The sequence below is a fragment of the Hymenobacter sp. YIM 151858-1 genome (assembly GCF_025979705.1).
In the GTDB taxonomy this organism is placed as follows: Bacteria; Bacteroidota; Bacteroidia; order Cytophagales; family Hymenobacteraceae; genus Solirubrum.
In genome coordinates this window covers 1,878,212-1,901,062 of the sequence record NZ_CP110136.1, presented here as the reverse complement: position 1 = coordinate 1,901,062, position 22,851 = coordinate 1,878,212, and the positions used below count along the sequence as shown (strand labels likewise).

Below are 22,851 nucleotides of genomic sequence, written 5' to 3'. Positions count from 1 at the left end.
GCAGCTAACAGCCAATAGCTTTATTCCGAGTACACTTTGAGGTGCGAGATGACCTGCTTTGGGTCTTGGTAGCTGAAGTCGATTTTGTCGCCGTCTTTCACTTTCCGGATGCCTTCGAGCAGGATTTTGTCGCCCGCTTTCAGCCCGCCGCTGATGATAAACAAATCGGGCATTTCGGCGCCCACCGTCACCTCGCGCTGGTGCACCACGTGGTTGGCATCCACCACGTACACGAACTTCTTTTCGAGCACCTCGAAGGTGGCTTTCTGCGGGATAATCACGGCGTGGCGCAGCGGCACGGTCATCAGCACCGAGCCGGTTTCGCCGTTGCGTAGCAGGCCTTTGGGGTTCGGGAAAGTGGCCCGGAATGCGATGTTGCCGGTTTCGTTGTTGAAGTCGGCCTCGATGGTTTTCACCACGCCGGGGTACTCAAATACCTCGTTGTTGGCCATGCGCAGCTGCACGCGCATGTCGCTATCGGGTTTGCCGTGGGTTTTATAGGAGAGGTACTCCGCTTCGGGTACGTTGTAGTACACCCACATCTGGCTGTTGTCGGAAAGCGTAGTGAGCAAGTCGCCCTCGTCCACGAGGGAGCCCAAGCGGGCCTCAAAGTGGTCCATGATGCCGCTGAACGGCGCCCGGATGGTGGTAAACCCTAGGTGCGTTTGGGCCAGCGCCACCTCGGCCTTGGCCTTTTCGAGCTTGGCCTGCGAGAGGGCCAGCTCGTTGGGCGACACGATGTGGCCGTCGGCCAGCTTTTTGGTGTTCTGGTACTCGATGCTCACGAACTTGGCCTCGGCCTCGGCCTTCTTCAGCTCGGCCTGGTAGAGCAGGGGCATGATCTGGAACATCAGCTGCCCTTGCTTCACAAACTGGCCCTCGTCGACGAAGGTCTTTTGCAGGTAGCCTTTTTCGAGGGCGCGCAGCTCGATGTGCTGAATGGAGCGAATTTGCGCCACGTACTCCTGGGTAATGGTAGTATCCTGCTGCAGCGGGCTCGTTACCAGAAATTTGATTTTTTCTTCCTTGGCTTCGTGGTGCTCGGTGCAGCTCCCGCAGCCCCATGCGAGGCCCAAGCCCAGGAGCGTGAGCATGGTTGTCCTTTTCATAAGAACCGGTTTGGTAATCCTGACGCGGATGTGTTGTGGTTTTGAAGTGAGCCGAGCCAGGCAACCCGCAGCGGCGGCTACCGAAACCCACCTGGCGCATGCTGGCACAGCGGAAACGCAGGTGGCAAATCGGGCCGGGCTCGGGGGCCCTAGGTCCGGCTGAGCTGCAAAGCACGCCTGGGCCACATGAACATTTCGTGAGCGTAGATTGGGGCCTGCGCTTGAACAAGGCCGCGTGGCGACGTGCAAGCCACCAGCCGGAAAGCCTGCACCCGAACCGAATTAAAGTGCTTTAATTTGCGGAGCTTGTCGCAAGCAGCCGCCCGGAAAAGGGCCACCCTTCAACCTAACCAACTGCCTTGCCATGAACGTGTTGATCATTGAAGACGACCGGGCCCTGGCGCGCGAGCTGGGCCTGTACCTGCACAACGAGCGGTACCACTGCGACTTTGCCCGCACCGGGCGCGAGGCCTCCGAAAAGCTGTTCGTGAACGAGTACGACTTTGTGCTGCTCGACCTAGGGCTGCCCGACCAGGACGGGTTGCTGCTGCTGGCCGAAGCGCGCAAGGAGCGCAACCAACACGCCTCCATCCTGATTTTGAGCGCCCGCGGCACCGTCGATGACCGCATCAAGGGCCTCGACCTAGGGGCCGACGATTACCTGCCCAAGCCGTTTTCGTTGCTGGAGCTGGTGTCGCGGATGCAGGCCATTACCCGCCGCAAGCACGGCGTGAAGCAGGACGTGGTGGAGCTGGGGCCTTTCCGGCTGAACGTGAGCGACCGAACCCTGCGCCACGGCGAGCAGCTGGTAATCATCACCAAAAAAGAATTCGACCTGCTGCACTACCTGCTGCTGCACCGGCAAAAGGTGCTGACGCGCCTGCAGCTCAGCGAGCATATCTGGGGCAGCATGATCAGCGACGCCGACGAGCGCGACTCCAACTTCATCGACGTGCACGTGAAGAACCTGCGCAAGAAGCTGGCCGCCTATGACCCCGGCGACTGGATTGAAACCGTGCGCGGGGTGGGGTACCGCATCAAGAGCAACCCGGCCGCGTGAGGCTGCGCCAGAAACTGGTTTTGCTCAGCACGCTCTCGAAGGTGCTGATGACGGCCGTGCTGCTGCTGCTGCTGCCCTGGCTGGTGCGTACGCTGGCCCTGCGCCACACCGACGACGCCCTGCGCCGCGAGCTGCAACGGGTGCAGCACCGCATCCGCACGCTGGGCGTAACGGAGTTTTTGCCGCGGGCCCTCTCGGATGGGCACGTGCACTACGACCTGCTGCAGGACGAATACATTGAGCTGCGGCCCGCTCCGCCGGCTGCTACCGCCGCCCCCGATACCATAGCCACGCTGCTGCGCCGGCAGGACGGCGAGCTGGTTGATTTTAGGGTGCTGCGCCACCGGCTGGTGCACCAGGGCCAGGCCTACGTGCTCGAAATCGGGAAAAGCATGGAGTCGGTGGAGGATGTGTACGGGCTGCTGCGCTCGTTGGCGGGCTACGCGTTGCTGTTTGCGGTGCTGAGTACGCTGCTGCTGGAGCTGGGCGTAATCGGCTATTTGCTGCGGCCCGTCGATCAGATCGTGCGGCGGCTGCGGGCGGTGCGCGGCCCGGCGGCGCCCAACCTGCCGCCGCTGCGCACCACCACCTCGGATTTCCGCTACCTCGATGCCACCATTCAGGAGATGCTGCACACCATACAGCGGGTGTTCGAGCAGGAGCGGGAGTTTATCGCCAATGCCTCGCACGAGCTGCTCACGCCGGTTTCGATTCTGCAAAACCGCTTCGAGAACATGCTGCAGGCCGAAAACCTGCCGCTCTCGGCCGAGCTGCAAATTGTGTCGTCGCAGAAAACCCTGCAGCGACTTACGGCCACCTTGCGCACCCTGCTGCTGATTTCGCGGGTGGAAAACGGCCAGTACCCGCGCGCCGGGCACGTGCCGGTGGCCGAGTTGCTGGGCGAGGCCCTGGAGGAGCTGGAAGACCGCCTGCTCGACCGCGACATTACCGTGGCGTGCGAGCTAAGCGGCGCCCCCGCTATACCCAATGCCAACCGCTCGTTGCTGTTTACGCTGTTCTACAACCTGCTCAGCAACGCCGCCAAGTACAACCACCGGGGCGGGCGCATCGGCATTGCGGGCGAGCCTACTGCCGACGAAGGGTATGTACTGCGCATTCACAACACCGGCCCCGCCATTCCGGCCGATCAGCTGCCGCACGTGTTCGAGCGTTTCCGCCGCGCCGATTCGGCCAACAGCCCCGAGGGCAGCGGCCTGGGTTTGGCGTTGGCAAGCACCATCGCCGGCTTTCACGACATTAACCTGCAGATGACCTCGGGCGAGGAAGGCACCACCGTGTACCTGCGTTGGCGGCAGGTGCCCTAAAGGCTAAAACCAGCCGTAGCTGCTGCTGGGGTGTGCTCCCGCGCATCAGCCTTTCGGGTTGAGCTGCCGCCTGGTGCCCCTTGGGTGCTGGCCCGGCGGTTTGGCCCTTGGGGTACCTAGGGCAGCACTTTCAGCATCTCCACCAGCGTAAGGGGCTGGGCCGGCACGCCGAAGCGCGCATCGGCCGGGAAGGGCTGCGTTTCGCCGGAAGCCCGAAAGCCATGCCGCTCGTACCACGCCATCAGCTCGGGCCGTGCCGAGAGCACCGTAATCGTGATGCTGCGGCAGGCGTGCTGGCGAGCGTGGGCTTCGGCCGCGCGCAGCAGCTGTTTGCCGATGCCCTGGGCCTGGGCGTGGGGCTGCACCGCCAGCAAGCCCAGGTAAAGCGTGCCTTGCTGGGGTTGCACAAACACGCACCCCCGCAGCTGGTGGGCAGCGTCGTGGTACGTAAGAATGGTGGCGGCCGGCGTTTGCAGCAGCTCGTGCAGGGCCGCGTCGTCGGTGCGCGGGCCGCTCAGCAGGTGCCCTTCGCCCGTCCAGCCGGCTTGGGCCGGCTCGCTGCGGTACGCACTGTTGATAAGCTGTACGAGGGCGGGCACATCGGCCGCGGTGGCCGCAGCTACCGTGTATGCAAAGTTCATAGCCAAAAATAGCGCAGTACCCGCAACCGGGCTTGCGACTGGGAGCGGGCGGCCAAGCCCGAGCTCGTTGGTGTGGCCTCACCCTGCTAACCGCTTCATTGGCCACCTAGGGCTGAGCAGCCGCGCCAGGGGAGGGGCAAGGCAGATTTGCCAACGATTTCTCAGGCGGCTGGGTAGCCCTGGCCGGGGCGGGCCACGCCGCCACCCAGGCGAGCGGCAAACGGAGCCGAAACCAGCGGGCTGGAAATGAAAAAAATGTGGTTTATCTAAAATAATTTTGTGTATATTAATGAGGCTATATAGGCAGAAACCTCTACTCGCCAGTGCTGCCGGGCGCGTGGAGGAGGCCTGTCAAGCAATTCAATGGCCTTCAGGCTATTACCTGCTAACTAAACCTCGACAGTATTTGGCATTTACGCCGCTTTAAGCTGGACTATACAAGGGTCCGGGAAAGGCGATTTATGGCACTTAAGCAAGGTGTATTATACTTAGGGTTAAATAAGTAATAATTAATAAACGTTAAGTAATATCTTTTTGCTACCTTGCCCGTACTGAGCCCTTGTAACGGACTCCGGCAGCTCCAGGTCCTTACGTCGCAACCACCTGCACCCGTAATTATGGAACGGTACCGCCACTACACCGATGCCTCACGTCTGATCCTGCCCATTACCGATGTATTGCTCATTTTCGGCGCCTTCCGCTGCGCCGGATACATCACCTCGGGCACCTGGGATTTTGAGGGTATTTACCCGGCCGTATTCGTAGTATTTGCCTTGCTCTGGTGGATACTCTCCGGGCAGTATGCCAACGTCTACCGCGTCGATAAGCTCATCACGTACCCCGAGAAGCTGATGTACGTGGTGCGCACCTTTCTGCTGCACGCCGTGCTGCTGCTTACGGGCGCCGTGCTCATGAAGCAGTACTGGGTGCCCGCCCGCTTCTTGTTCGCGGCCTACAGCTTGTCGCTGGTGGCGGTGGTAACGGGGCGCTTTGTTCTCACTTTCGGGTACCGGCAGTACCTGCGGCACGTGGCGCGCCCGGTTAGCCGCTACGTGATTGTGGGCGCCGGCGAAAGCGGCCAAAGCCTCTACCGCTTCCTGGCCTCGCACGACCCGATTGCCAACGAGTTTGCCGGCTTTTTTGCCGACGAGCCGGTACCCGGCGGCCTGCGCAACCTCGTGCGCGGTGGCGTGGCCGATCTGACAACCTTTTGCCAGCAAAACCGCATCGACGAAATCTACTTCGCCCTGCCCCTCGACCGCCGCGACCTGATCGAGGAGCTCTCCCAGTTTGCCGATAAGCACTTCCTCTCGTTCCGCATCGTGCCCGATTTCCGCGGTACCGTGCGCAAGGATGTGAACGTGTACTTCTACGACCACATGCCCATCCTTACCATCCGGCACGAGCCGCTGGGCATTCGTACCAACCAACTGCTGAAGCGCATTTTCGACATTGCCTTCTCGCTGGCCGTTATTCTGCTGGTGTTCCCGATCATCATGCCCGTGCTGGCGCTGCTGATCAAGCTCGATTCGCGGGGGCCAATTTTCTTCAAGCAGATGCGCCCGGGCAAGCACAACCAGCTGTTTCCGTGCTATAAGCTGCGCACCATGAGCGCCAGCCACGGCCGCACCGAGCTGCAGGCCACCAAAAACGATCCGCGCGTAACCCGCGTGGGGGCTTACCTGCGCAAGTACAACCTCGATGAGCTGCCGCAATTCTTCAATGTGCTGCTGGGGCATATGTCGGTGGTAGGCCCGCGCCCGAACATGGTGTCGCAGCTCGAGGAGTACTCCAAGCACATTACCCAGTACCAGATGCGCCACGCCGTAACGCCCGGCATCACGGGCTACGCCCAGGTGAACGGCTACCGCGGCGAAACCCGCGAAGAAGGTACCATGGAAAAACGCGTGGAGTACGACCTGAAATACGTGGAAAACTGGTCGTTTGGGCTCGATATGAAGATTATCGGCCAAACGGTTTGGAACATGGTGCGGGGCGAGAAAAACGCTTACTAACCCGCCCCCGTATTAGCCCCACGCAGGCTCGTGCCGCCGAGTTTACGACTCCTCCTGCCTCCCCTCATCCACCGCTTCTGTGCTACCACGCTACCCCGTCCTGAACACCTGGATTTCTACCGGTACGCCCACTGCCATGGTCGATACCATCCTGAAACTGGGTGCGGCCCGTACCTCTTCCTACGTGTGCTTCGCCAACGTGCACATGGTGGTGGAGGCCTACCGCCAACCATCGTTTAGCGCCATTGTAAACCGGGCCGCCGTGGTAGCCCCCGATGGCAGCCCTGTGGCCGCCGCCGTGCGCTGGTTTGGCGGGCCCCGCCAGCCCCGCGTGGCCGGCATGGATACCCTGCCCATGCTGCTGGCCGAAGCCGCCCGGCGCGGTCAGTCGGTGTACTTCTACGGCACCACCGATAAGGTGCTGCAGGCCATTGAAGACCGCATCCGGCAGGATTTGCCCGCGCTGCGCATTGCCGGCATGTACTCGCCGCCGTTCCGGCCGCTTACGCCGGCCGAAGACGAAGCCGACGTGGCCCGCATCAACGAGGCCAACCCCGATCTGGTATTCGTGGCCCTAGGTTGCCCGCGCCAGGAGCAGTGGATGGCCCAGCACCAAGGGCGCGTAAAAGCGTGCATGCTGGGGGTAGGGCAGGCGTTTCTGACCTACGCCGGCCTGGAGCGCCGCCTGCCCGAGTGGGCCCGCAAGCTGTGGCTGGAGTGGGCCTACCGCCTGTACCTCGAGCCCCGCCGCCTGTGGCGCCGCTACCTCGTTACCAACTCGCGCTTTGTGTGGCTGGTTTCCAAAAAGGCAGTACAACACCTGTCGGGGCGCCCGGCCGAGCCGGCACCGTGGTAACCAGCGCCGCCAGCGCCGCCAGGTTGTAACATTTCGAAGGTGATTTATACTCTTTGAAATTAAATGCCTGCTTTATAATAGGTAAGTTATAATTAAAAATATCTTTAGTCATATCAGATTGCGTGTCCTGCCGGCGCGTTGACCTAGGGCCAGCGTGCGTAGCAGCTCAACAGCTACTCTCCACCAAACTTCACCTAATACATGAAAGCAGTTATCCTGGCGGGGGGCTACGGCACCCGCATCAGCGAGGAAAGCGGCGTACGACCCAAACCGATGGTCGAGGTAGGCGGCCGGCCTATTCTGTGGCACATCATGAAAATTTACGCCCACCACGGCATCACCGATTTTGTGGTGTGCTGCGGCTATAAAGGGCACATGATCAAGCAGTACTTTGCGGATTATTTCCTGCACAACGCCGACATCACGTTCCGCGTCGACCGCAACGAAATGCAGGTGCACCGCCACAACGCCGAGCCCTGGACGGTAACGCTGGTTGACACCGGCCAGGAAACCATGACGGGTGGCCGCCTGCGCCGGGTGCGCGAGTACCTAGGCAACGAAACGTTTTGCATGACCTACGGCGACGGCGTGGGCAACATTGATATTCGGGAGGCCGTGCGCTTCCACCGCGAGCAGGGAGCCACGGCTACCCTCACGGCGGTGCGCCAGCCGGGCCGTTTCGGGGTGTTTAACCTCAGCGAAAACTCGGGCCGCATCGATGCTTTCACCGAAAAGCCCGAAGGTGCCGAAACGCCCTGGATCAACGGCGGCTTCTTTGTGCTGGAGCCAGGCGTGTTCGACTACATCGAGGCCGACAACACCGTGTGGGAAAAAGGCCCGCTCGAGCGGCTTGCCGCCGAAGGCAAGCTGGCCGCGTTCCGCCACACCGGCTTCTGGCAGCCCATGGATACCCTCCGCGACAAAAACCTGCTCGAGGATATGTGGCAGCGCGGCGCGGCGGCCTGGAAGGTGTGGGGCGACGAGCCCACCAAGGTGGCCGACCCGGTGATGGAAGAAATTCTGTCGGCGCCGGTGCAGGCGCCTATCGGCGAGCGTATTGCCGTGCCCACCATTCTGCCTATCGACTAACGCTTTCAAGTTGTCAGCAGCCAGCGGCGGCCTCGGCCGGCACAACTGGCTTCTGGCGTTTGCCCGGCACCGGCCTAGGTGCTGCCGCAAGCGCCCGTGCCCAGGCCGGCGGCCAACGCCGGCACCAACCCCGCCCTTGCCCGCTGCCCCGCCTGTTGCAACTACCCCACTAGCATGATCTTCACCGAGACCGAGCTTCCCGGCGCCTTCATTATCGATGTGGAGCGTATAGCCGATGAGCGGGGCTTTTTTGCCCGCTCCTGGTGCGAAGACGAGTTTGCCGCGCACGGCCTGAGCACGCCGCCGCTGCAGGCCAACCTCTCGCACAATCCGCGCAAGGGCACCCTGCGGGGCCTGCACTACCAAACCGCGCCCTTTGCCGAAACCAAGCTGGTGCGTTGCACACGCGGCGCCCTGTACGACGTGATTGTGGATTTGCGCCCCGACTCGCCCGCCTACGGCCAGTGGCTGGGCGTGGAGCTGACCGCCGAATCGTACCGCATGCTGTACGTGCCGGCCGGTTTTGCCCACGGTTTCCTGACGCTCAAAGACGACACCGACATCAGCTACCAGGTTTCGGCCAAGTACGCGCCCAACCACGAAGGGGGCATCCGCTGGAACGACCCGGCTTTGGGCATCGAGTGGCCGTTTGCACCGGTGCTGGTGTCGGCCCGCGACCAGCAGCATCCCGATTTCAACCTCATCCGTACCAACAAGGCAGTAGCCCTAAGTGCCGAATAACGCGGAAAGCAGCCCTGCCGCCCCGGCTCCGCTTGCTCACCCACGTTTCCTAGGTATCAATCAGCACGCATCGTTAAACACCTAGCAAGGTAGCAGCCCGGAGCCATGCGCTTGCGGACGGCGCAATCTCCTCCTCCACCTGACCTTCCTCAACAGCCCTTTGCACTATGAACTGCCGTCACTGTGAAACAGAACTACACCACGTATTCGCTGACCTAGGCCATTGCCCACCCTCCAACTCGATGCTGAATGCGCAGCAGTTGGAGGAGCCCGAGCTGTTTTACCCGCTCAAAACCTACGTCTGCCACAATTGCTTTCTGGTGCAAATCGGGGAGGTGAAAAAGGCCGTTGAGATTTTCGGCGCCGAGTACACCTACTTCTCCTCGTACTCCACCAGCTGGCTAAACCACGCCAAGCGCTACGTGGACATGATGATGACGCGCTTCGGCTACAACCAGGATTCGCTGGTTATCGAGGCGGCCTCCAACGACGGCTACCTGCTGCAGTATTTCCGCGAGTACGGCGTGCCGGTGCTGGGCATCGACCCCACGGCCAACACCGCGCGCATTGCCGCCGGCAAGGGCATCCGCACGCTGGTCGATTTCTTCACCACCAAGCTGGCCCGCGAGCTGGCCAGCTCCGAGCAGAAAGCCGACCTGATCATCGGCAACAACGTGCTGGCCCACGTGCCCGACATCAACGACTTTGTGGGCGGCATGCAAGTAGCCCTGAAGCCCGGCGGCGTGGTGACGATGGAGTTTCCGCACTTGCTGAACCTGGTGGAGAAGTGCCAGTTCGATACCATTTACCACGAGCACTACAGCTACCTGTCGCTGAGCACCGTAAACCGCATTTTTGCCTCGCAGGGCCTCACGGTGTTCGATGTGGAGGAGCTGCCCACGCACGGCGGTTCGCTGCGCGTGTTTGCCCGCCACACCGCCGATACCACCAAGCCCGTAACCGAAGCCGTGCGCGCTTTGCTTGCCCGCGAGCGGGAAGCCGGCATGCTCACGCTGGAGTACTACCAGGATTTTCAGCCCCGCATCGATACGGTGCGCACCGATTTCCTGGAGTTTTTGCTGGAGCAGAAGCGCCAAGGCAAGCGCGTGGCCGGCTACGGCGCGGCCGCCAAAGGCAACACGCTGTTCAACTACTGCGGCCTGCAGGGCACCGGGCTCATCGAGTTCGTGGCCGATGCCTCGCCCTACAAGCAGGATAAATACCTGCCCGGCAGCCACATACCGGTGCTGGCGCCCGAAATGATTCGGGAAGAAAAGCCCGATTACGTGGTGATTCTGCCCTGGAACCTGCGCGAAGAAATTGCCGAGCACCTCGATTTCATCAACGAGTGGGGCGGGCAGTTTGTGGTGGCCATTCCCCAGCTCGAGGTATTTAGCTATGCACCCAGCACTACCCGCGTTGCACAAGTCTGAGGCTACGGCCCCCGCGTTGGCAGAGCCGCGTGCAACCGGCTCGGGCCGGGCTATGCACGCGCTGCTGCGCGAGCTGTACCCCATTTGCCGGAGCATTACCGGCGATGGGGTGCGCCAGACGTTGCACGTGCTGGCGCGGCACCTGCCGCCCGGCCTGCAGGTGCACGAGGTAGCCAGCGGCACCCCGGTGTTCGACTGGACGGTGCCCGCCGAGTGGAACATTTGCGATGCGTACATAGCCGACCGGCAGGGGAGGCGCGTGGTTGATTTTCGGGAGCACAACCTGCACGTGGTGAGCTACAGCACGCCAGTGCACCGCTGGGTAAGCCGCGCCGAGCTGGAGGAGCACCTGCACTCCTTGCCCGAGCAGCCCGAGCTGATACCCTACCGCACCAGCTACTACAACCCCACGTGGGGCTTTTGCCTGGCGCACAACCAGCGCCAGCAGCTGCTCGACGAGGAATACGAGGTGTGTATCGACGCGACGCTCGACGCCGTCGGCTCGCTTACCTACGGGCAGCTGGTGCTGCCCGGCGAATCGGAGGAAGAAGTGTTGTTTTCGTGCCACATCTGCCACCCCTCGCTTGCCAACGATAATCTGGCGAGCCTGGTAGTGGCCGCCGAGCTGGCGCAGTGGCTGGCCGCGCGGCCCAAGCGGCGCTACACCTACCGCTTTGTGTTTGTGCCCGTTACCATCGGGGCCATTGCCTGGCTGCACGCCCACCAGCACACGGCGGTACCGCGCATCCGGCACGGGTTGGTGTTGTCGCTCCTAGGTGGGCCGGGCAATTTCACCTACAAAAGCTCGCGGCAGGGGCACACCACCACCGACCGGGCCGTTGCCGTGGCCCTGCGCGATGCCGACCTAGGGCCTTTCGGGCAGCGTCGGTTTTCGCCCTACGGCTACGACGAGCGGCAGTACTGCTCGCCGGGCTTCAACCTGCCGGTGGGTTGCCTCACGCGCACCCCGTTCGGCGAGTTTCCGGAGTACCATACCTCGGCCGACAACCCCGATTTCGTGAAGCCCCGCCAGCTGCGCGAGTCGTGGCGGGTGCTGCGCCGGGTGTGCCAGGTGCTCGAACACGATTACGCCTACCAAAACCTCAGCCCCTACGGCGAGCCGCAGCTGGGCAAGCGCGGCCTGTACAAGCACCTGGGCGGCGGGCTCGATGGCCAGCAATGGCAAATGGCCCTGCTCTGGGTGCTCAACCAATCCGACGGGCAGCACACCTTGCTCGATGTGGCCGAGCAGTCGGGTATCGGGTTTCGGCTGTTGCACAAGGCCGCCCGGGCCTTGCGCCGGGTCGGGCTGCTGGCCAAAGCCTAACGCATACGCTTACCTCCCTCCACCAACTTTTCTCTCCACTGGCCTATGGAAGCCCAAGCATTTACAGAAGCTCCCCCGCGAGTGGCGGCCAGCAAGCCCTGCATGGTTTGCGGCACCCACGATTGTGAGATATTCTACGAAGTGCACGGAGTGCCTACCCAAACGGGCATTCTGTGGCCCACGCACGAGGCGGCCCTCAACGCGCCCATCACCGATGTGCGGCTTTCGTTTTGCCCGCACTGCCACTTCATCGTAAACGAGGCCTACGAACCAGCCAAAATCACCCACACCCGCAACGACTTTTCGCTGGAGTTTTCGCCTTCGTTCAAAGCCTTTACCGATGGCTTGGGCGAGGACCTGGTGGAGCGCTACCGCCTGCAGGGCAAGCGTGTGGTGGATATTGGCTGCGGCGACGGCGACTTTCTGCGCACGCTGCTGCGCTCAGGCATGGGCTCGGGCCTAGGTATCGACCCGGGCTATGCCCCGCGGGAGGGCCAGGCCGAACCCGCGGAACTGGAGTTTGTTAAGGAGTTTTTCGGGCCCGAAAAGGCCGATAAGCTACGGGGCGCGGCACTCATCAGCTGCCGCCACATGCTCGATATCATTGCCTCGCACCAGGCCGAGTTTGTGCGCATGCTGCGCCGGGCCATTCCGGAAGGCGAGCAGCCGCTGATCTACTTCGAAGTACCAAATGCGCTCTACAACATCGGCGAGCAGGTGGTTTGGAACATCGTGAACGAGCACTCCGCTTGGTTTACGCCGCAATCGTTGGCGTACCTGTTCCGCAGCTGCGGGTTCGAGGTGCTCGATGTGCAGCCGTGCTGGCACGGCGAGTACATCAGCCTGGTGGCGCGCCCGGCAGGTATGCCGCTCAGCAACCCGGCTTCGTTGCCGCCCACCCACGACCCCACCACGCCCGTGGCCGTGCGGGCCTTTACCGCCGCTGCCGATAAAGTAATTGCCCAGTGGCAACTCCGCGTCGAAGAGCTGCGTAGCAGTGGGAAGCACGTGGTAATCTGGGCGGCCGGCTCGCGCGCCATTACCTTCCTCAACACCTTCGACCTGAACGACGCCGTTGTGGCGGTGGTCGATATCAACCCGCGCCGCCAGGGCCAGTTTATGCCCCGCACGGCACACCCGGTTGTAGCGCCCGAACAGCTGATGAGCTTCCGCCCCGATGTGGTGCTGATCAGCAACCCAACCTACGCTCCCGAAATCGAGGAGCAAGCCCGGCAGCTCGGCTTCCGGGGCGAGTTTCTGGTGCTCTGACCTAGGGCCACACCGCTTACCTCTCTCAGCCTCCACCTCAACACCCTCCCCCATGACTCCGTCTGTGCTCGCGGCCCCCTTGCCGCCGGTAGCCGAAGCGCCTGCCCCCGCGGCTGCCGCCCTGCCCACCAGCGTGCCGGCCCTGCAGAAGCGTTTTCATGCCGTGATTCCGGGCGGCAGCCACACCTATGCCAAAGGCGACGACCAGTTTCCGGAGAGCATGGCTCCGTACCTCGTGCGCGGCAAAGGCTGCCGCGTGTGGGATACCGAGCAAAAGGAGTACATCGAGTACGGCATGGGCTTGCGGGCGGTAACCCTAGGTCATGCCTACGGACCGGTGCTGCGGGCAGCCCAACGCGAAATGCTGCGCGGCACCACCAACGTGGGCCGGCCTACCATGCTGGAGCTGCAAGCCGCCGAGGATTTTCTGGAAACCACCGGCGCCGGCGACATGGTGAAGTTCGCCAAAAACGGTTCCGACGTAACCACGGCCGCCATAAAGCTGGCCCGCGCCGCCACCGGCCGCGATTTGGTAGCCTGCTGCCAGGACCACCCGTTCTTCTCCACCGACGACTGGTTTATCGGCACTACCGCCATTCGGGCGGGCATCCCCGATGCCGTGCGGCAGCTCACGCTGGGTTTCCGCTACAACGACCTAGGTAGTGTAGAGCGCCTCTTTGCCGAGCACCCCGGCCAGATTGCCTGCCTGATTCTGGAAATTGAGAAGGAGACGCCGCCCGCCCCGGATTTTCTGCCGGGTTTGCGCCGCCTCTGCGACCAGCACGGCACGGTGCTCATCTTCGACGAAATCATTACCGGTTTGCGCTGGCACATTGGCGGCGCGCAGGCGCTCTACGGCGTAAAGCCCGACCTCAGCACCTGGGCCAAAGCCCTCGGCAACGGCTTCAGCATTGCGGCCCTCACGGGCAAACGCGAGCTGATGGAGCTGGGCGGCCTGCACCACCAAAAAGAGCGCGTGTTTTTGCTCTCGACCACCTACGGGGCCGAAAGTCACTCGCTGGCCGCGATGCGCGCGGTGCTGGCCACGTACCGCCGCGAGCCCGTGAACGAGCACATGCGCGAAGCCGGCGAATACCTGCGCCGCCTCGTGGCCCAATCCATTGCCGAGTACCACCTTACCGGGTATTTCGCGGTGCTGGGCCAGCCGCAGTGCATGGTGTACGCCACCCGCGACGCCGACCACCAGCCCTCGCAGGGGTTCCGCACCCTGGTGCTGCAAGAGGCCCTGCGCCGTGGCCTGCTGCTGCCCTCGCTCATCGTGAGCTACGCCCACCAGCCCGCCGACATTGAACTAACCGCCGAACGCCTCCACGAGGTGTTGGGTGTGTATCGTAAGGCCATCGACGAAGGCCTCGAGAAGTACCTGCACGGCCGCTCCGTGCAACCCGTGTACCGGGCGCGAAACTGAAAGGTGGAGCAGTTTCGATGCCTTGTGCCGCCCCGTCGGACCCGAAAGGGACCGGCGGGGTTGTTATTTCCGGGCAACGGAAGGTCGTCGTTTCTTATTCCGGTTTTCGGAAATACCGGTTCTTTATTTAGTTTAAAATATCAATGCTAATAATCAATTAAATAGTGTCGTAAAGCCCCGTTTAAGCCTATTTTGCGGGGTAAATAGGTATAATATTTTCCTGTGATTAAATAGAAATATTGTTCTGCTTATCGCTAACTTAAATCGAAATCAGTATAAGCCTTTGCCAACCAAAACCGGTTATGATCATACTTGACAAATTTCTGCAAGCTCGCGAGCAAGAAGGACGGCCAATCCGGGTAGGGCTGTGGGGCGCTGGCGAAATGGCAAAGGGCATGGTGAACCAGGTAATGCGCTACACCCCCGGCATGGTGGTGAGTGTAATTGCCAACCGCACCCTGAGCAAAGCGCACGAAGCCTACGAATACACCGGCCACACAGCCCAGGAATGCAACGATTTAGCGTCGTTGCAGGCGTGTATTTCGGAGGGCGGACTGGCCGTTACCGAAAACGCCGAATTGCTGTGCGAAGTGGAGGGCTTGGATTTGCTGGTGGAGTGCACCGGCACCATTCACTACGCCGCCAATCTGGTGATGAAAGCCATCCAGCACAAAAAGCACGTGCTGCTTTTCAACCCGGAGGTGGATGCCACCATCGGGCCCATCATGAAAGTGTACGCCGACAAGGCCGGCGTGATGCTGAGCGGCTGCGACGGCGACCAGCCCGGCGTAATCATGAACCTGTACCGCTTTGTAAAAGGCCTGGGCCTGACGCCGCTGATTTGCGGCAACATCAAAGGCCTGCAGGATTTCTACCGCAACCCCACCACCCAAAAAGGCTTTGCCGAACGTTGGCAGCTGACACCCGAAATGGTAACCAGCTTTGCCGACGGCACCAAAATCTCGATTGAGCAAGCCTGCGTGGCCAATGCCACCGGCATGGGCGTGGCCCGGCGCGGCATGCTCGGCTACCACCACGATGGCCACGTGGATGACATGACCGGCCTCTACGACGTGGAGGAGCTGAAGCGCCTAGGTGGCATTGTGGATTACGTGGTGGGGCCCAAGCCCGGCCCCGGCGTGTTTGTATTCGCCACCACCGACGACCCCAAAACCAAGCACTACCTCGAGTACGGCAAGCTGGGCACGGGGCCGCTCTACAGCTTTTACACGCCCTATCACCTCATCTACGCCGAAATACCGATTTCCATTGCCCGCATGGTACTGTTCCAGGACATTGTGATGGCGCCCCTGGGCGGGCCGGTGGTGGAGGTAATTACCCACGCCAAAACGCCCCTGAAAGCCGGCCACAAACTCGATGGCCTAGGCGGCTACGATACCTACGGCCAGTGCGAAAACGCCGAAACCGCCCGCCTCGAAAACCTGCTGCCCGTGGGCCTGGCCGAAGGCTGCGTGCTGAAGCGCGACGTGCCCCGCGACCACCCCATTACGTTCGACGACGTGGAGCTGCCCGCCGACAACCTGGTGCAGCGCCTCTACCGCGAGCAAACGGCCATGTTCTTCCCGCATTTGCAACGCAAGCCCGAGCTGGTGTAAGCACCGCCGCCTGGCAATTCGCTCCTCCACCTTTCACCTACCCCATACATGATCGACGCCTTACCTACCAAAACCGACAACCGCATTTTGCGGGAGGATATGGTGGCTATCTATGAAAAGCTTAGCGACCAGGAAAAGGATAAACTGCGCGACTCTACCATTTTGCTGACCGGCTGCGGCGGCTTTCTGGGTTATTACTTCATGCACTTCTTCGCGCACTTTGCCGAGGAGCTGCAGATCAAGCGCATCATCGCCCTCGAGAACTTCCTCACCGGTACCAAAGACTGGCTCGACAACCTGGTGGCCAGCAACCCCGAGGCAATTAAGCTGCACGAGTTCAACGTGATTACCGATTCGGTGGCCGATATCCCCGGCGCGGCCGAGGCCGATCTGGTCATTCACATGGCCTCCATTGCCTCGCCCACGTTCTACCGCATTTACCCCATCGAGACGGTAGATGCCAACATCACGGGCCTGCGTCGCCTGCTCGACTTTTATGCCGAGAAGCAGCTGCGCGGCTTCCTGTTTTTCTCGAGCAGCGAGATTTACGGCGACCCGTTTCCTGAATTCATCCCGACCAAAGAGGAATACCGCGGCAACGTAGCTACCATTGGTCCGCGCGCTTGCTACGACGAGGCCAAGCGCTTCGGCGAAACCCTATGCTACCTGTTTTCGCAGAAGTACAACATGCCCATTGGCATGGCGCGGCCCTTTAATAACTACGGGCCGGGCATGAACATCAACGACAAGCGCCTGCCTGCCGACTTTGCCAAAGCCGTGGTAGAGGGCCGCGACCTGGAAATTTTGTCGGACGGCACGCCCACGCGCACGTTCTGCTACATCTCCGATGCCATTACCGGCTACCTGAAAGTGCTGCTGCACGGCAAGTTCGACGTGTTCAACATCGGCATGGACAACCCCGAGCTGTCGGTGCGCGAGTTTGCCGAAATCTTTGAGCGCAACGGCCGCGAAATTTTCGGGTACACCGGCAAAATCTCCTTCAGCGTGTCGCACGACAAGGAGTACATGACCGACAACCCCAACCGCCGCTGCCCCGACCTCACCAAGGCGCGCACCATCCTGGGGTACGACCCGCAGGTGCGCATCGAAGAGGGCATCCAGCGCTACCTCAAATTCCTCCACCTCAACAACGGCCAGCTATAATGATAACGGTACTCGGACTTGGGTTCGTGGGGCTTACTACGGCCCTGGGGTTCAGCAAGAAAGGTTTCAAGGTGTACGGCATCGACGTAAACCAGGAGCGCGTTGATAAAATCAAGAACTACGAGGTGCCGTTTTACGAGCCGCACCTCGACGAGGCACTGCGCGAAGAGCTGGGCCAGAACTTCATCATCGACGCTTCCCTGAAAGAAGCTGTGAACGACAGCAAGGCCATCATCATTTGCGTGGGCACGCCCGGCAACCCCGATGGCAGCGCCAACCTCACGTACCTGCTCAGCGCCGTGAAGGACGTGTTTGAGGCCAGCGAAGGCGACTTCAAGGTTATCGTGACGAAAAGCACGGTGCCGCCTTCCACGGTGTCGCGGAAGGTGAAGCCCTACGTCGATCAGCTAAACCAGCAGTACAACAAGCCAATCGGGCTGGCCTCGAACCCCGAGTTCCTGCGCGAAGGCTACGCCTGGGACGACTTCATGAACCCCGACCGCATCGTGATTGGGGTAGAAGACGAGCGCTCCAAGGAGGTGCTGAACCAGATTTACCTGCCTTTCAACGCGCCCGTTCATTACGTAACGTACAACTCGGCCGAGTTCATCAAGTACCTCTCGAACACGCTGCTTTCTACGCTCATCAGCTTCTCGAACGAGATGTCGATGATTGCTGAACATATTGGCGACATCGACGTGCCCTCGGCGTTCAAGATTCTGCACCAGGATAAGCGCTGGAGCGGCGCGCCGGCTAACATGGCGAGCTACGTGTTTCCGGGTTGCGGCTACGGCGGTTACTGCCTGCCCAAGGACACCGCGGCGCTGGCCAGCATTGCCAAGGAGAACGGCTTCGAGGCCAAAATCCTGGAAAGCAACCTGCAGATCAACGATGAAATCATGGATTTCATGGCCAACAAGATTGCTGCGGCAGTGCCCAACAAGGAGGCTACCATCGGTATTCTGGGGCTGGCGTTCAAGAGCGGTTCCGACGATGTGCGCCTGAGCCCGAGCAAGTTCATTATTGAAAAGCTGCTGGCCAAAGGCTACACCCGCATCGTGGCCTACGACCCCATGGCCAACGAGGTATTCAGCAAGGAATTTAAGCTACCCATTGCTTACGCCGACTCGCTCGAAAGCGTGGTAGCGCAAGCCGACGAACTGGTGCTGCTGACTAGCTGGGCCGAGTTCAAGCAGAACAAGGAGCTCATTACCAGCAAGCGCCTGTTCGACTTCCGCTACGCATTTGCCGAGCTGCCCAAGCCCCCGGTTACGGCCGAGAGCGTAGCGTAGCAAGCTGCTCATGCCTGCAACAACGCCCTAGGTGCCACCGGCACCTAGGGCGTTTTGCCTGGTGCGAGGGTGCCGGTGCATGTAGCCGGCCCCAAGCACCTAGGAAAAAGAAAAGCCCCGCGGCGCACGTATGCGCCGCGGGGCTTTGCTGCTCAAGCAATTCGTGTGGTGGGCTAAACCGACGGCAACAGCGGACGAACCATGCGCCCATCAAGCCGCGACAACACCGAAAAAGCGGCGCGCACGGGCGCCCAACGCAGCGGCACTTGCAGGCCCCTGAGTTCGGGCGTGCCCAGCAGGCCGAGGATCTGGCGGGCTTCGGCTACGTCGCCGCGCTGCAGGGCGCGGTAAGCGCCGGCCAGGATAAACTGGTAGAAGTAGTTGGCCTGGGCCCGGTCGAGCACGTGGGCAGGCAGGTGTTGCGCCGTTCGCACTTTATCGAACATGCGCAGCAGCTGACCAATGGTTACTTCGTTGAACATCTGGGCCGTAACGGCGCCCTGGTGTATGGTGTAGGCGGCGGGCGTTTCGGGCACGCGCAACACGCCGTGTTGGGCAAACAGCCGCACCCACAGATCAGAGTCGCCGCTGCTGCCTTGTTGTTCGTCGAGGCAACCGGCCTCCATGTAGGCGTCGCGGCTCACGATAATGGCCGGAATGCGCACCATGGAGGAGTTGGTGAGCACCTGTTGCAGGGCCTCGGCCGGTTTCAGAAACACCTCCTGCTTTACGCCCTGGTGCCGCAGCACGCGTTCCTGCATATCCACCAGATCGACGCCGAACAGCACGATGGGGTAGGTGCGCTGCGTGCGGCGGAGGCGGTTGAGCATAAGCATCAGGCCGCCGGGGAAGAAGTAGTCGTCGTCGTGCAGGTGCATGACGTAGTGCCCCTCGGCGCGCAGGATGCACAGGTTGAAGTTGGTGGCGCTGTTGCCGCCGGGCGGGTTGTGGTAATAGCGCCATTGCGCGGCAGGCACATCGGCCAGCAGTTGCTTCACCAGCTCCTCGCTGCGCGTATCCTCGGTAGGCGAGTTGTCGGAAATCAGCAGCTCCACATCGGGGGGCAGCGGGCCGATGGAGCGCAGGGTGCGCTCGAGCAGCTCGGGCCGTTTGTACGTGGGCACGCACAGGCTGAGTACGGGCTTGGTAGTAGCTCCCGAGGCCTGGGGCAACGGGGCACCTAGGCGCGCCCGCGCCTGCACCAGGCGCCGGTTGGCCAGCACCTCGCGCCGATGCCGCCAGATGTAAGCGTAGGCCGACAGCGAGGGGCGCTCCGCCAGCAGCGTGTAGGCCAGCACGGCGGCTTGCCGGGGCAGGGCGCGCAGCCAAAAGCCCGGTTTGGCCGGGGCGTTTTTGGCCAGCAGCATCAGCTGGTTTTTTACGGCATCGGCCTTGATGGCGGCTCCCAGACGGCGGCGCAGCCCTAGGTCGCCGGGGCGGAAAACGCGTGGGTGCACCGCACGGCACTCCGGGTCGAACCAGGTACGCCAGCCGTAGAGCTGCCCGCGCCAGGCAATGTCCCAGTCTTCTTTGTGGGCGAAAAAACGCTCGTCGAAAAACTGCCCCGCTACGCGCAAATCGTCGATAAAGCGGCGGCGGTACAGCGGCAGGGCACCGTCGGCGCCTTCAACCCACCCGGCCTCGGGCCGCGCCTCCGATACGCGTTGGCCGTGCAGGCGCAGCCCAAAGCGGCCGTCGGGGTAGCGGTTCATGCCGGCCGAGTCGATTACGGGGTCGGCATCGGTGCTTTGCACCAGCAGGCCGCACACCGTACCGATGCGCTCGTCGCGCTCCATCTGGCGCATGGCGCGGCTCAGGTAATCGGGCGGCAGCACCACGTCGGGGTTCACGAGCAGCACAAAATCGGTACTGGTGCGGTCGAGGGCGTAGTTGTGGCCGCCGCAAAAACCGGTGTTTTTCGGCAGGGCGTGCAGCTGCGCCCGCGTATCGCCCGCAATCAGGCGCTGCACGCGCGCGCAGGTATCGTCGGCCGAGGCGTTATCAACCACCCAAACCTGAAAGTTGGGGTAATCCTGCGCCAGCACCGAGGCAAGGCATTGCTCAATGGAGTCGGCGCTGTTCCAGGTTACGATGGAGAGCAGCGCCGTAGGAGTAGTAGCGGAAGTAGCCATGTGGTGGAGCGGCTAGCTGAAAAGAGTAGTTGCGGCCGGGGCCGCAAAGCAGGTACGGGAGCGGCAGGCACCTAGGCCAGCTGTTGCTTGGCGGCAACAACCAAGGGCTCTACCTGAGCGCGCAGGGCATCTACGTCAATCAGCAGGTCTTCTTCCCAGGCCTCCCAGCGGTTTTTTACGGGGGTACCTAGGGTCGAGAGCAGAAACTGGTAGCGCATGCCGGCTTTGGTGGCCAGGTCGAGGTAATCGGCCACCACAAAGTGCTCCGGAAACAGCTCCACCAAATCGGAGCCGCTGGGGCAGAACACGAGGTTGGTGAGGCCCGCGCCCACGGGGCTTACGATGATGCGCGCGCCGGCAAACAAGGCCACCTTTTCGGCAAACGAGTAGGGGCTGAGCACGTGCGTTTCGAAGCCGTAGCCGTGCAGCAGCTTTTCCACTTCGGCCTCGTTGCGGGTTTGGCGCACCGAGGCATCGCGCCGGCTGATGTACACGAGCGGCCCGAAGCGGCTGGCCAGGGCCGGATCGGCGGGCAAAAACGCCGCGCGCAGGTAGTCGCAGGCCCATTGCGGCACGTGGTTGCCCGAGCCGCGCACCGAGGTGGTGGCAATCAGCTGGGTAGCCTGCACGTGGCGGTGCGTTTCCACGTCGATGATGCGCTCCGGGCCAATACCCAGGTGGGCGAGGCTCTCGCGCACAAAGCCGTGGTTGCGGTTGTACACCAGAAAGTAGTCGACGGAGCCGAGCAGCCCGGCCTGTTGCAGCAGGTGCAGCCTAGGGAGCGAGTCGATCAGCCAGTGGTAGTAGTTGCCCGAGGCCGCGCCGCCGCCCGAAAGCAGGCTGCACACCGTGCCCTCGATGCGGGTAGGCTCCAGAAACCACTGCTGCCGGAAGATGTTGTTGTGCTGGGGCTGGGTGAGGTCCCAGGAGCCGCCGTACTGAAACGACACGTCGCCCACCAAGCGGTTGTCGGCGCTGATGATGGCTACGCTGTTGGGGTTGTCGGCGTACACGCGGCCGTTGCGCAGCGTCAGCACAAACGCCGTGGGCAGCTGCTCGGTGGTGTTGGGTTTGCCGTGCAAGCCCGAAAAATCGGCCGCGCACTCGTAAAAGCCTTGTGGCAGCTCCAGCGTGGAGGTGTGGGCCGGCTCAATCTCGTAGTAGGTGGCACCGCTGCCAGGCGCTGCAGCCAGCTGAGCGCTGCTTGCGTGCACACCAACCGGGCGGTAGTGGCGGTGGTATGGCACCCACTCGCGCAGCAAGCGCCCGGCCTTGCGCTGAACCCTGCTTAGTACTGCGTGCATAAGTTGGTGGAAAGCCTTATTGCGTAAATAACCTGCAGGTGGGCCGCCTAGGTGGCCAACGCCTGCAACGTGTGCCTGGCCGCTTCGGAGGCATGGGCTTGCCACTCGGCGGCGTCGAGCACCTGCCGGATGCCATCGCGCAGCTCAATGCGGTGGCGCCAGCCCAGCGCGTGCAGGCGGCTTACATCGAGCTGCTTGCGCGGGGTGCCATCGGGCCGCGAGGTGTTGAACACCAGCTCGCCCCGGAAGCCCGTCAGCTCGGCAATGGTTTCGGCCAGCTCACGGATCGTCAGGTCTTCGCCGGTGCCCACGTTGATGGGCTCGCGGCCGTCGTAGTGCAGCAGCAGGTGCAGGCAGGCATCGGCGAGGTCATCCACGTGCAAAAATTCGCGGTACGGCTTGCCGGTGCCCCACACCTCTACCTGCGGCAAACCCAGGGCAGCCGCCTCACCGATTTTGCGCAGCAGCGCCGCCATCACGTGCGAGTGTTCGGGGTGGTAGTTGTCGCCGGGGCCGTACAGGTTCGTAGGCATCACCGTGATAAAGCGGCAGCCGTGCTGGTCGTAATAGGCTTCGCAGAGCTTCAGGCCCGCAATTTTGGCAATGGCGTAGGGCTCGTTGGTTTGCTCCAGCGGCCCGGTCAGCAGGTATTCTTCCTTAATGGGCTGCGGGGCCATCTTGGGGTAGATGCACGACGAGCCCAGGTACAAGAGCTTCTGGACGCCGTGCACCCGCGCCTGCTCCAGCACGTTGGCCTCAATCATGAGGTTGTCGTACAGAAAATCGGCGCGGTAGGTGTTGTTGGCCACAATACCGCCCACTTTGGCAGCGGCCAGCACCACGTACTCGGGTTTTTCTTCGGCGAAGAAAGCAGCCACTGCGGGTTGGTTGCGCAGGTCGAGCTCTTTAGAGCTACGCAGCACGAGGTTGTTGTAGCCGGCTTGTTGCAAACGGCGCACAATTGCCGAGCCCGCCATTCCGCGGTGCCCGGCAACGTAAATCTTGGCGTTCTTTTCCATAAGTGGAGAGGTGGAAAGCAACTCAGGCGC

Annotated in this window: 18 protein-coding genes; 13 read left to right on the top strand and 5 right to left on the bottom strand. The window is 62.0% G+C overall.

The annotated features are described in order from the left end of the window. Positions 1-20 precede the first annotated feature (20 nt). On the bottom strand, positions 21-1,109 hold the full coding sequence (locus OIS50_RS08455) for an efflux RND transporter periplasmic adaptor subunit (protein ID WP_264693876.1): 1,089 nt from the start codon (positions 1,107-1,109) through the stop codon (positions 21-23). A 364-nt stretch (positions 1,110-1,473) separates the two neighbouring features. On the opposite strand from OIS50_RS08455, the gene OIS50_RS08450 reads away from it, so the two are divergent. Together OIS50_RS08450 and OIS50_RS08445 are read left to right on the top strand one after the other, a co-directional pair. After that, on the top strand, positions 1,474-2,169 hold the full coding sequence (locus tag OIS50_RS08450; RefSeq protein ID WP_264693875.1) for a response regulator transcription factor: 696 nt from the start codon (positions 1,474-1,476) through the stop codon (positions 2,167-2,169). After that, complete coding sequence (locus OIS50_RS08445) at positions 2,166-3,494, top strand: sensor histidine kinase (protein ID WP_264693874.1); 1,329 nt, start codon at positions 2,166-2,168, stop codon at positions 3,492-3,494. The genes OIS50_RS08450 and OIS50_RS08445 overlap by 4 nt, the downstream gene beginning before the upstream one ends. Positions 3,495-3,610: 116 nt before the next feature. On the opposite strand, the gene OIS50_RS08440 is transcribed toward OIS50_RS08445, so the two are convergent. After that, positions 3,611-4,135: a GNAT family N-acetyltransferase gene (locus OIS50_RS08440; RefSeq protein WP_264693873.1), complete on the bottom strand. Its 525-nt coding sequence runs from the start codon at positions 4,133-4,135 to the stop codon at positions 3,611-3,613. A gap of 617 nt (positions 4,136-4,752) precedes the next feature. On the opposite strand from OIS50_RS08440, the gene OIS50_RS08435 reads away from it, so the two are divergent. The 11 genes from OIS50_RS08435 (at position 4,753) to OIS50_RS08385 (ending at position 18,366) form a co-directional block, all read left to right on the top strand. Continuing rightward, positions 4,753-6,150 carry an undecaprenyl-phosphate glucose phosphotransferase gene (locus OIS50_RS08435; protein ID WP_264693872.1) on the top strand — a complete coding sequence of 466 codons (1,398 nt, stop codon included), beginning with the start codon at positions 4,753-4,755 and terminating at the stop codon, positions 6,148-6,150. Positions 6,151-6,229: 79 nt separating this feature from the next. Continuing rightward, positions 6,230-7,006: a WecB/TagA/CpsF family glycosyltransferase gene (locus tag OIS50_RS08430; protein WP_264693871.1), complete on the top strand. Its 777-nt coding sequence runs from the start codon at positions 6,230-6,232 to the stop codon at positions 7,004-7,006. A 201-nt stretch (positions 7,007-7,207) separates the two neighbouring features. Then, complete coding sequence (gene rfbF, locus OIS50_RS08425) at positions 7,208-8,095, top strand: glucose-1-phosphate cytidylyltransferase (protein ID WP_319805328.1); 888 nt, start codon at positions 7,208-7,210, stop codon at positions 8,093-8,095. 174 nt (positions 8,096-8,269) lie between these two features. After that, a complete protein-coding gene (gene rfbC, locus OIS50_RS08420) occupies positions 8,270-8,836 on the top strand; it encodes a dTDP-4-dehydrorhamnose 3,5-epimerase (protein ID WP_264693870.1) in 567 nt (188 codons plus the stop codon). A 167-nt stretch (positions 8,837-9,003) separates the two neighbouring features. Continuing rightward, positions 9,004-10,269: a class I SAM-dependent methyltransferase gene (locus tag OIS50_RS08415; RefSeq protein ID WP_264693869.1), complete on the top strand. Its 1,266-nt coding sequence runs from the start codon at positions 9,004-9,006 to the stop codon at positions 10,267-10,269. 52 nt (positions 10,270-10,321) lie between these two features. Further along, positions 10,322-11,596, top strand: coding sequence for a DUF4910 domain-containing protein (locus tag OIS50_RS08410; RefSeq protein WP_264693868.1), 1,275 nt, complete (start codon positions 10,322-10,324; stop codon positions 11,594-11,596). A 45-nt stretch (positions 11,597-11,641) separates the two neighbouring features. After that, positions 11,642-12,865, top strand: a complete 1,224-nt coding sequence (locus tag OIS50_RS08405) for a class I SAM-dependent methyltransferase (RefSeq protein ID WP_264693867.1) — start codon at positions 11,642-11,644, stop codon at positions 12,863-12,865. Between the two features lie 52 nt (positions 12,866-12,917). Next, positions 12,918-14,294 carry a glutamate-1-semialdehyde 2,1-aminomutase gene (locus OIS50_RS08400; RefSeq protein WP_264693866.1) on the top strand — a complete coding sequence of 459 codons (1,377 nt, stop codon included), beginning with the start codon at positions 12,918-12,920 and terminating at the stop codon, positions 14,292-14,294. A gap of 302 nt (positions 14,295-14,596) precedes the next feature. Next, positions 14,597-15,910 carry an NAD(P)H-dependent oxidoreductase gene (locus OIS50_RS08395; protein WP_264693865.1) on the top strand — a complete coding sequence of 438 codons (1,314 nt, stop codon included), beginning with the start codon at positions 14,597-14,599 and terminating at the stop codon, positions 15,908-15,910. A gap of 48 nt (positions 15,911-15,958) precedes the next feature. Then, positions 15,959-17,074, top strand: coding sequence for an NAD-dependent epimerase/dehydratase family protein (locus OIS50_RS08390; RefSeq protein ID WP_264693864.1), 1,116 nt, complete (start codon positions 15,959-15,961; stop codon positions 17,072-17,074). Next, complete coding sequence (locus OIS50_RS08385; RefSeq protein WP_264693863.1) at positions 17,074-18,366, top strand: UDP-glucose dehydrogenase family protein; 1,293 nt, start codon at positions 17,074-17,076, stop codon at positions 18,364-18,366. The genes OIS50_RS08390 and OIS50_RS08385 overlap by 1 nt, the downstream gene beginning before the upstream one ends. Positions 18,367-18,539: 173 nt before the next feature. On the opposite strand, the gene OIS50_RS08380 is transcribed toward OIS50_RS08385, so the two are convergent. The 3 genes from OIS50_RS08380 to OIS50_RS08370 all read right to left on the bottom strand — a co-directional run bounded on the left by OIS50_RS08380 (position 18,540) and on the right by OIS50_RS08370 (position 22,821). Continuing rightward, positions 18,540-20,498: a glycosyltransferase family 2 protein gene (locus OIS50_RS08380; RefSeq protein ID WP_264693862.1), complete on the bottom strand. Its 1,959-nt coding sequence runs from the start codon at positions 20,496-20,498 to the stop codon at positions 18,540-18,542. Between the two features lie 71 nt (positions 20,499-20,569). Beyond that, on the bottom strand, positions 20,570-21,802 hold the full coding sequence (locus OIS50_RS08375) for a glycosyltransferase family 61 protein (RefSeq protein ID WP_264693861.1): 1,233 nt from the start codon (positions 21,800-21,802) through the stop codon (positions 20,570-20,572). Positions 21,803-21,849: 47 nt separating this feature from the next. Beyond that, positions 21,850-22,821 carry a GDP-L-fucose synthase family protein gene (locus tag OIS50_RS08370; protein ID WP_264693860.1) on the bottom strand — a complete coding sequence of 324 codons (972 nt, stop codon included), beginning with the start codon at positions 22,819-22,821 and terminating at the stop codon, positions 21,850-21,852. Between the last annotated feature and the right edge of the window lie 30 nt (positions 22,822-22,851).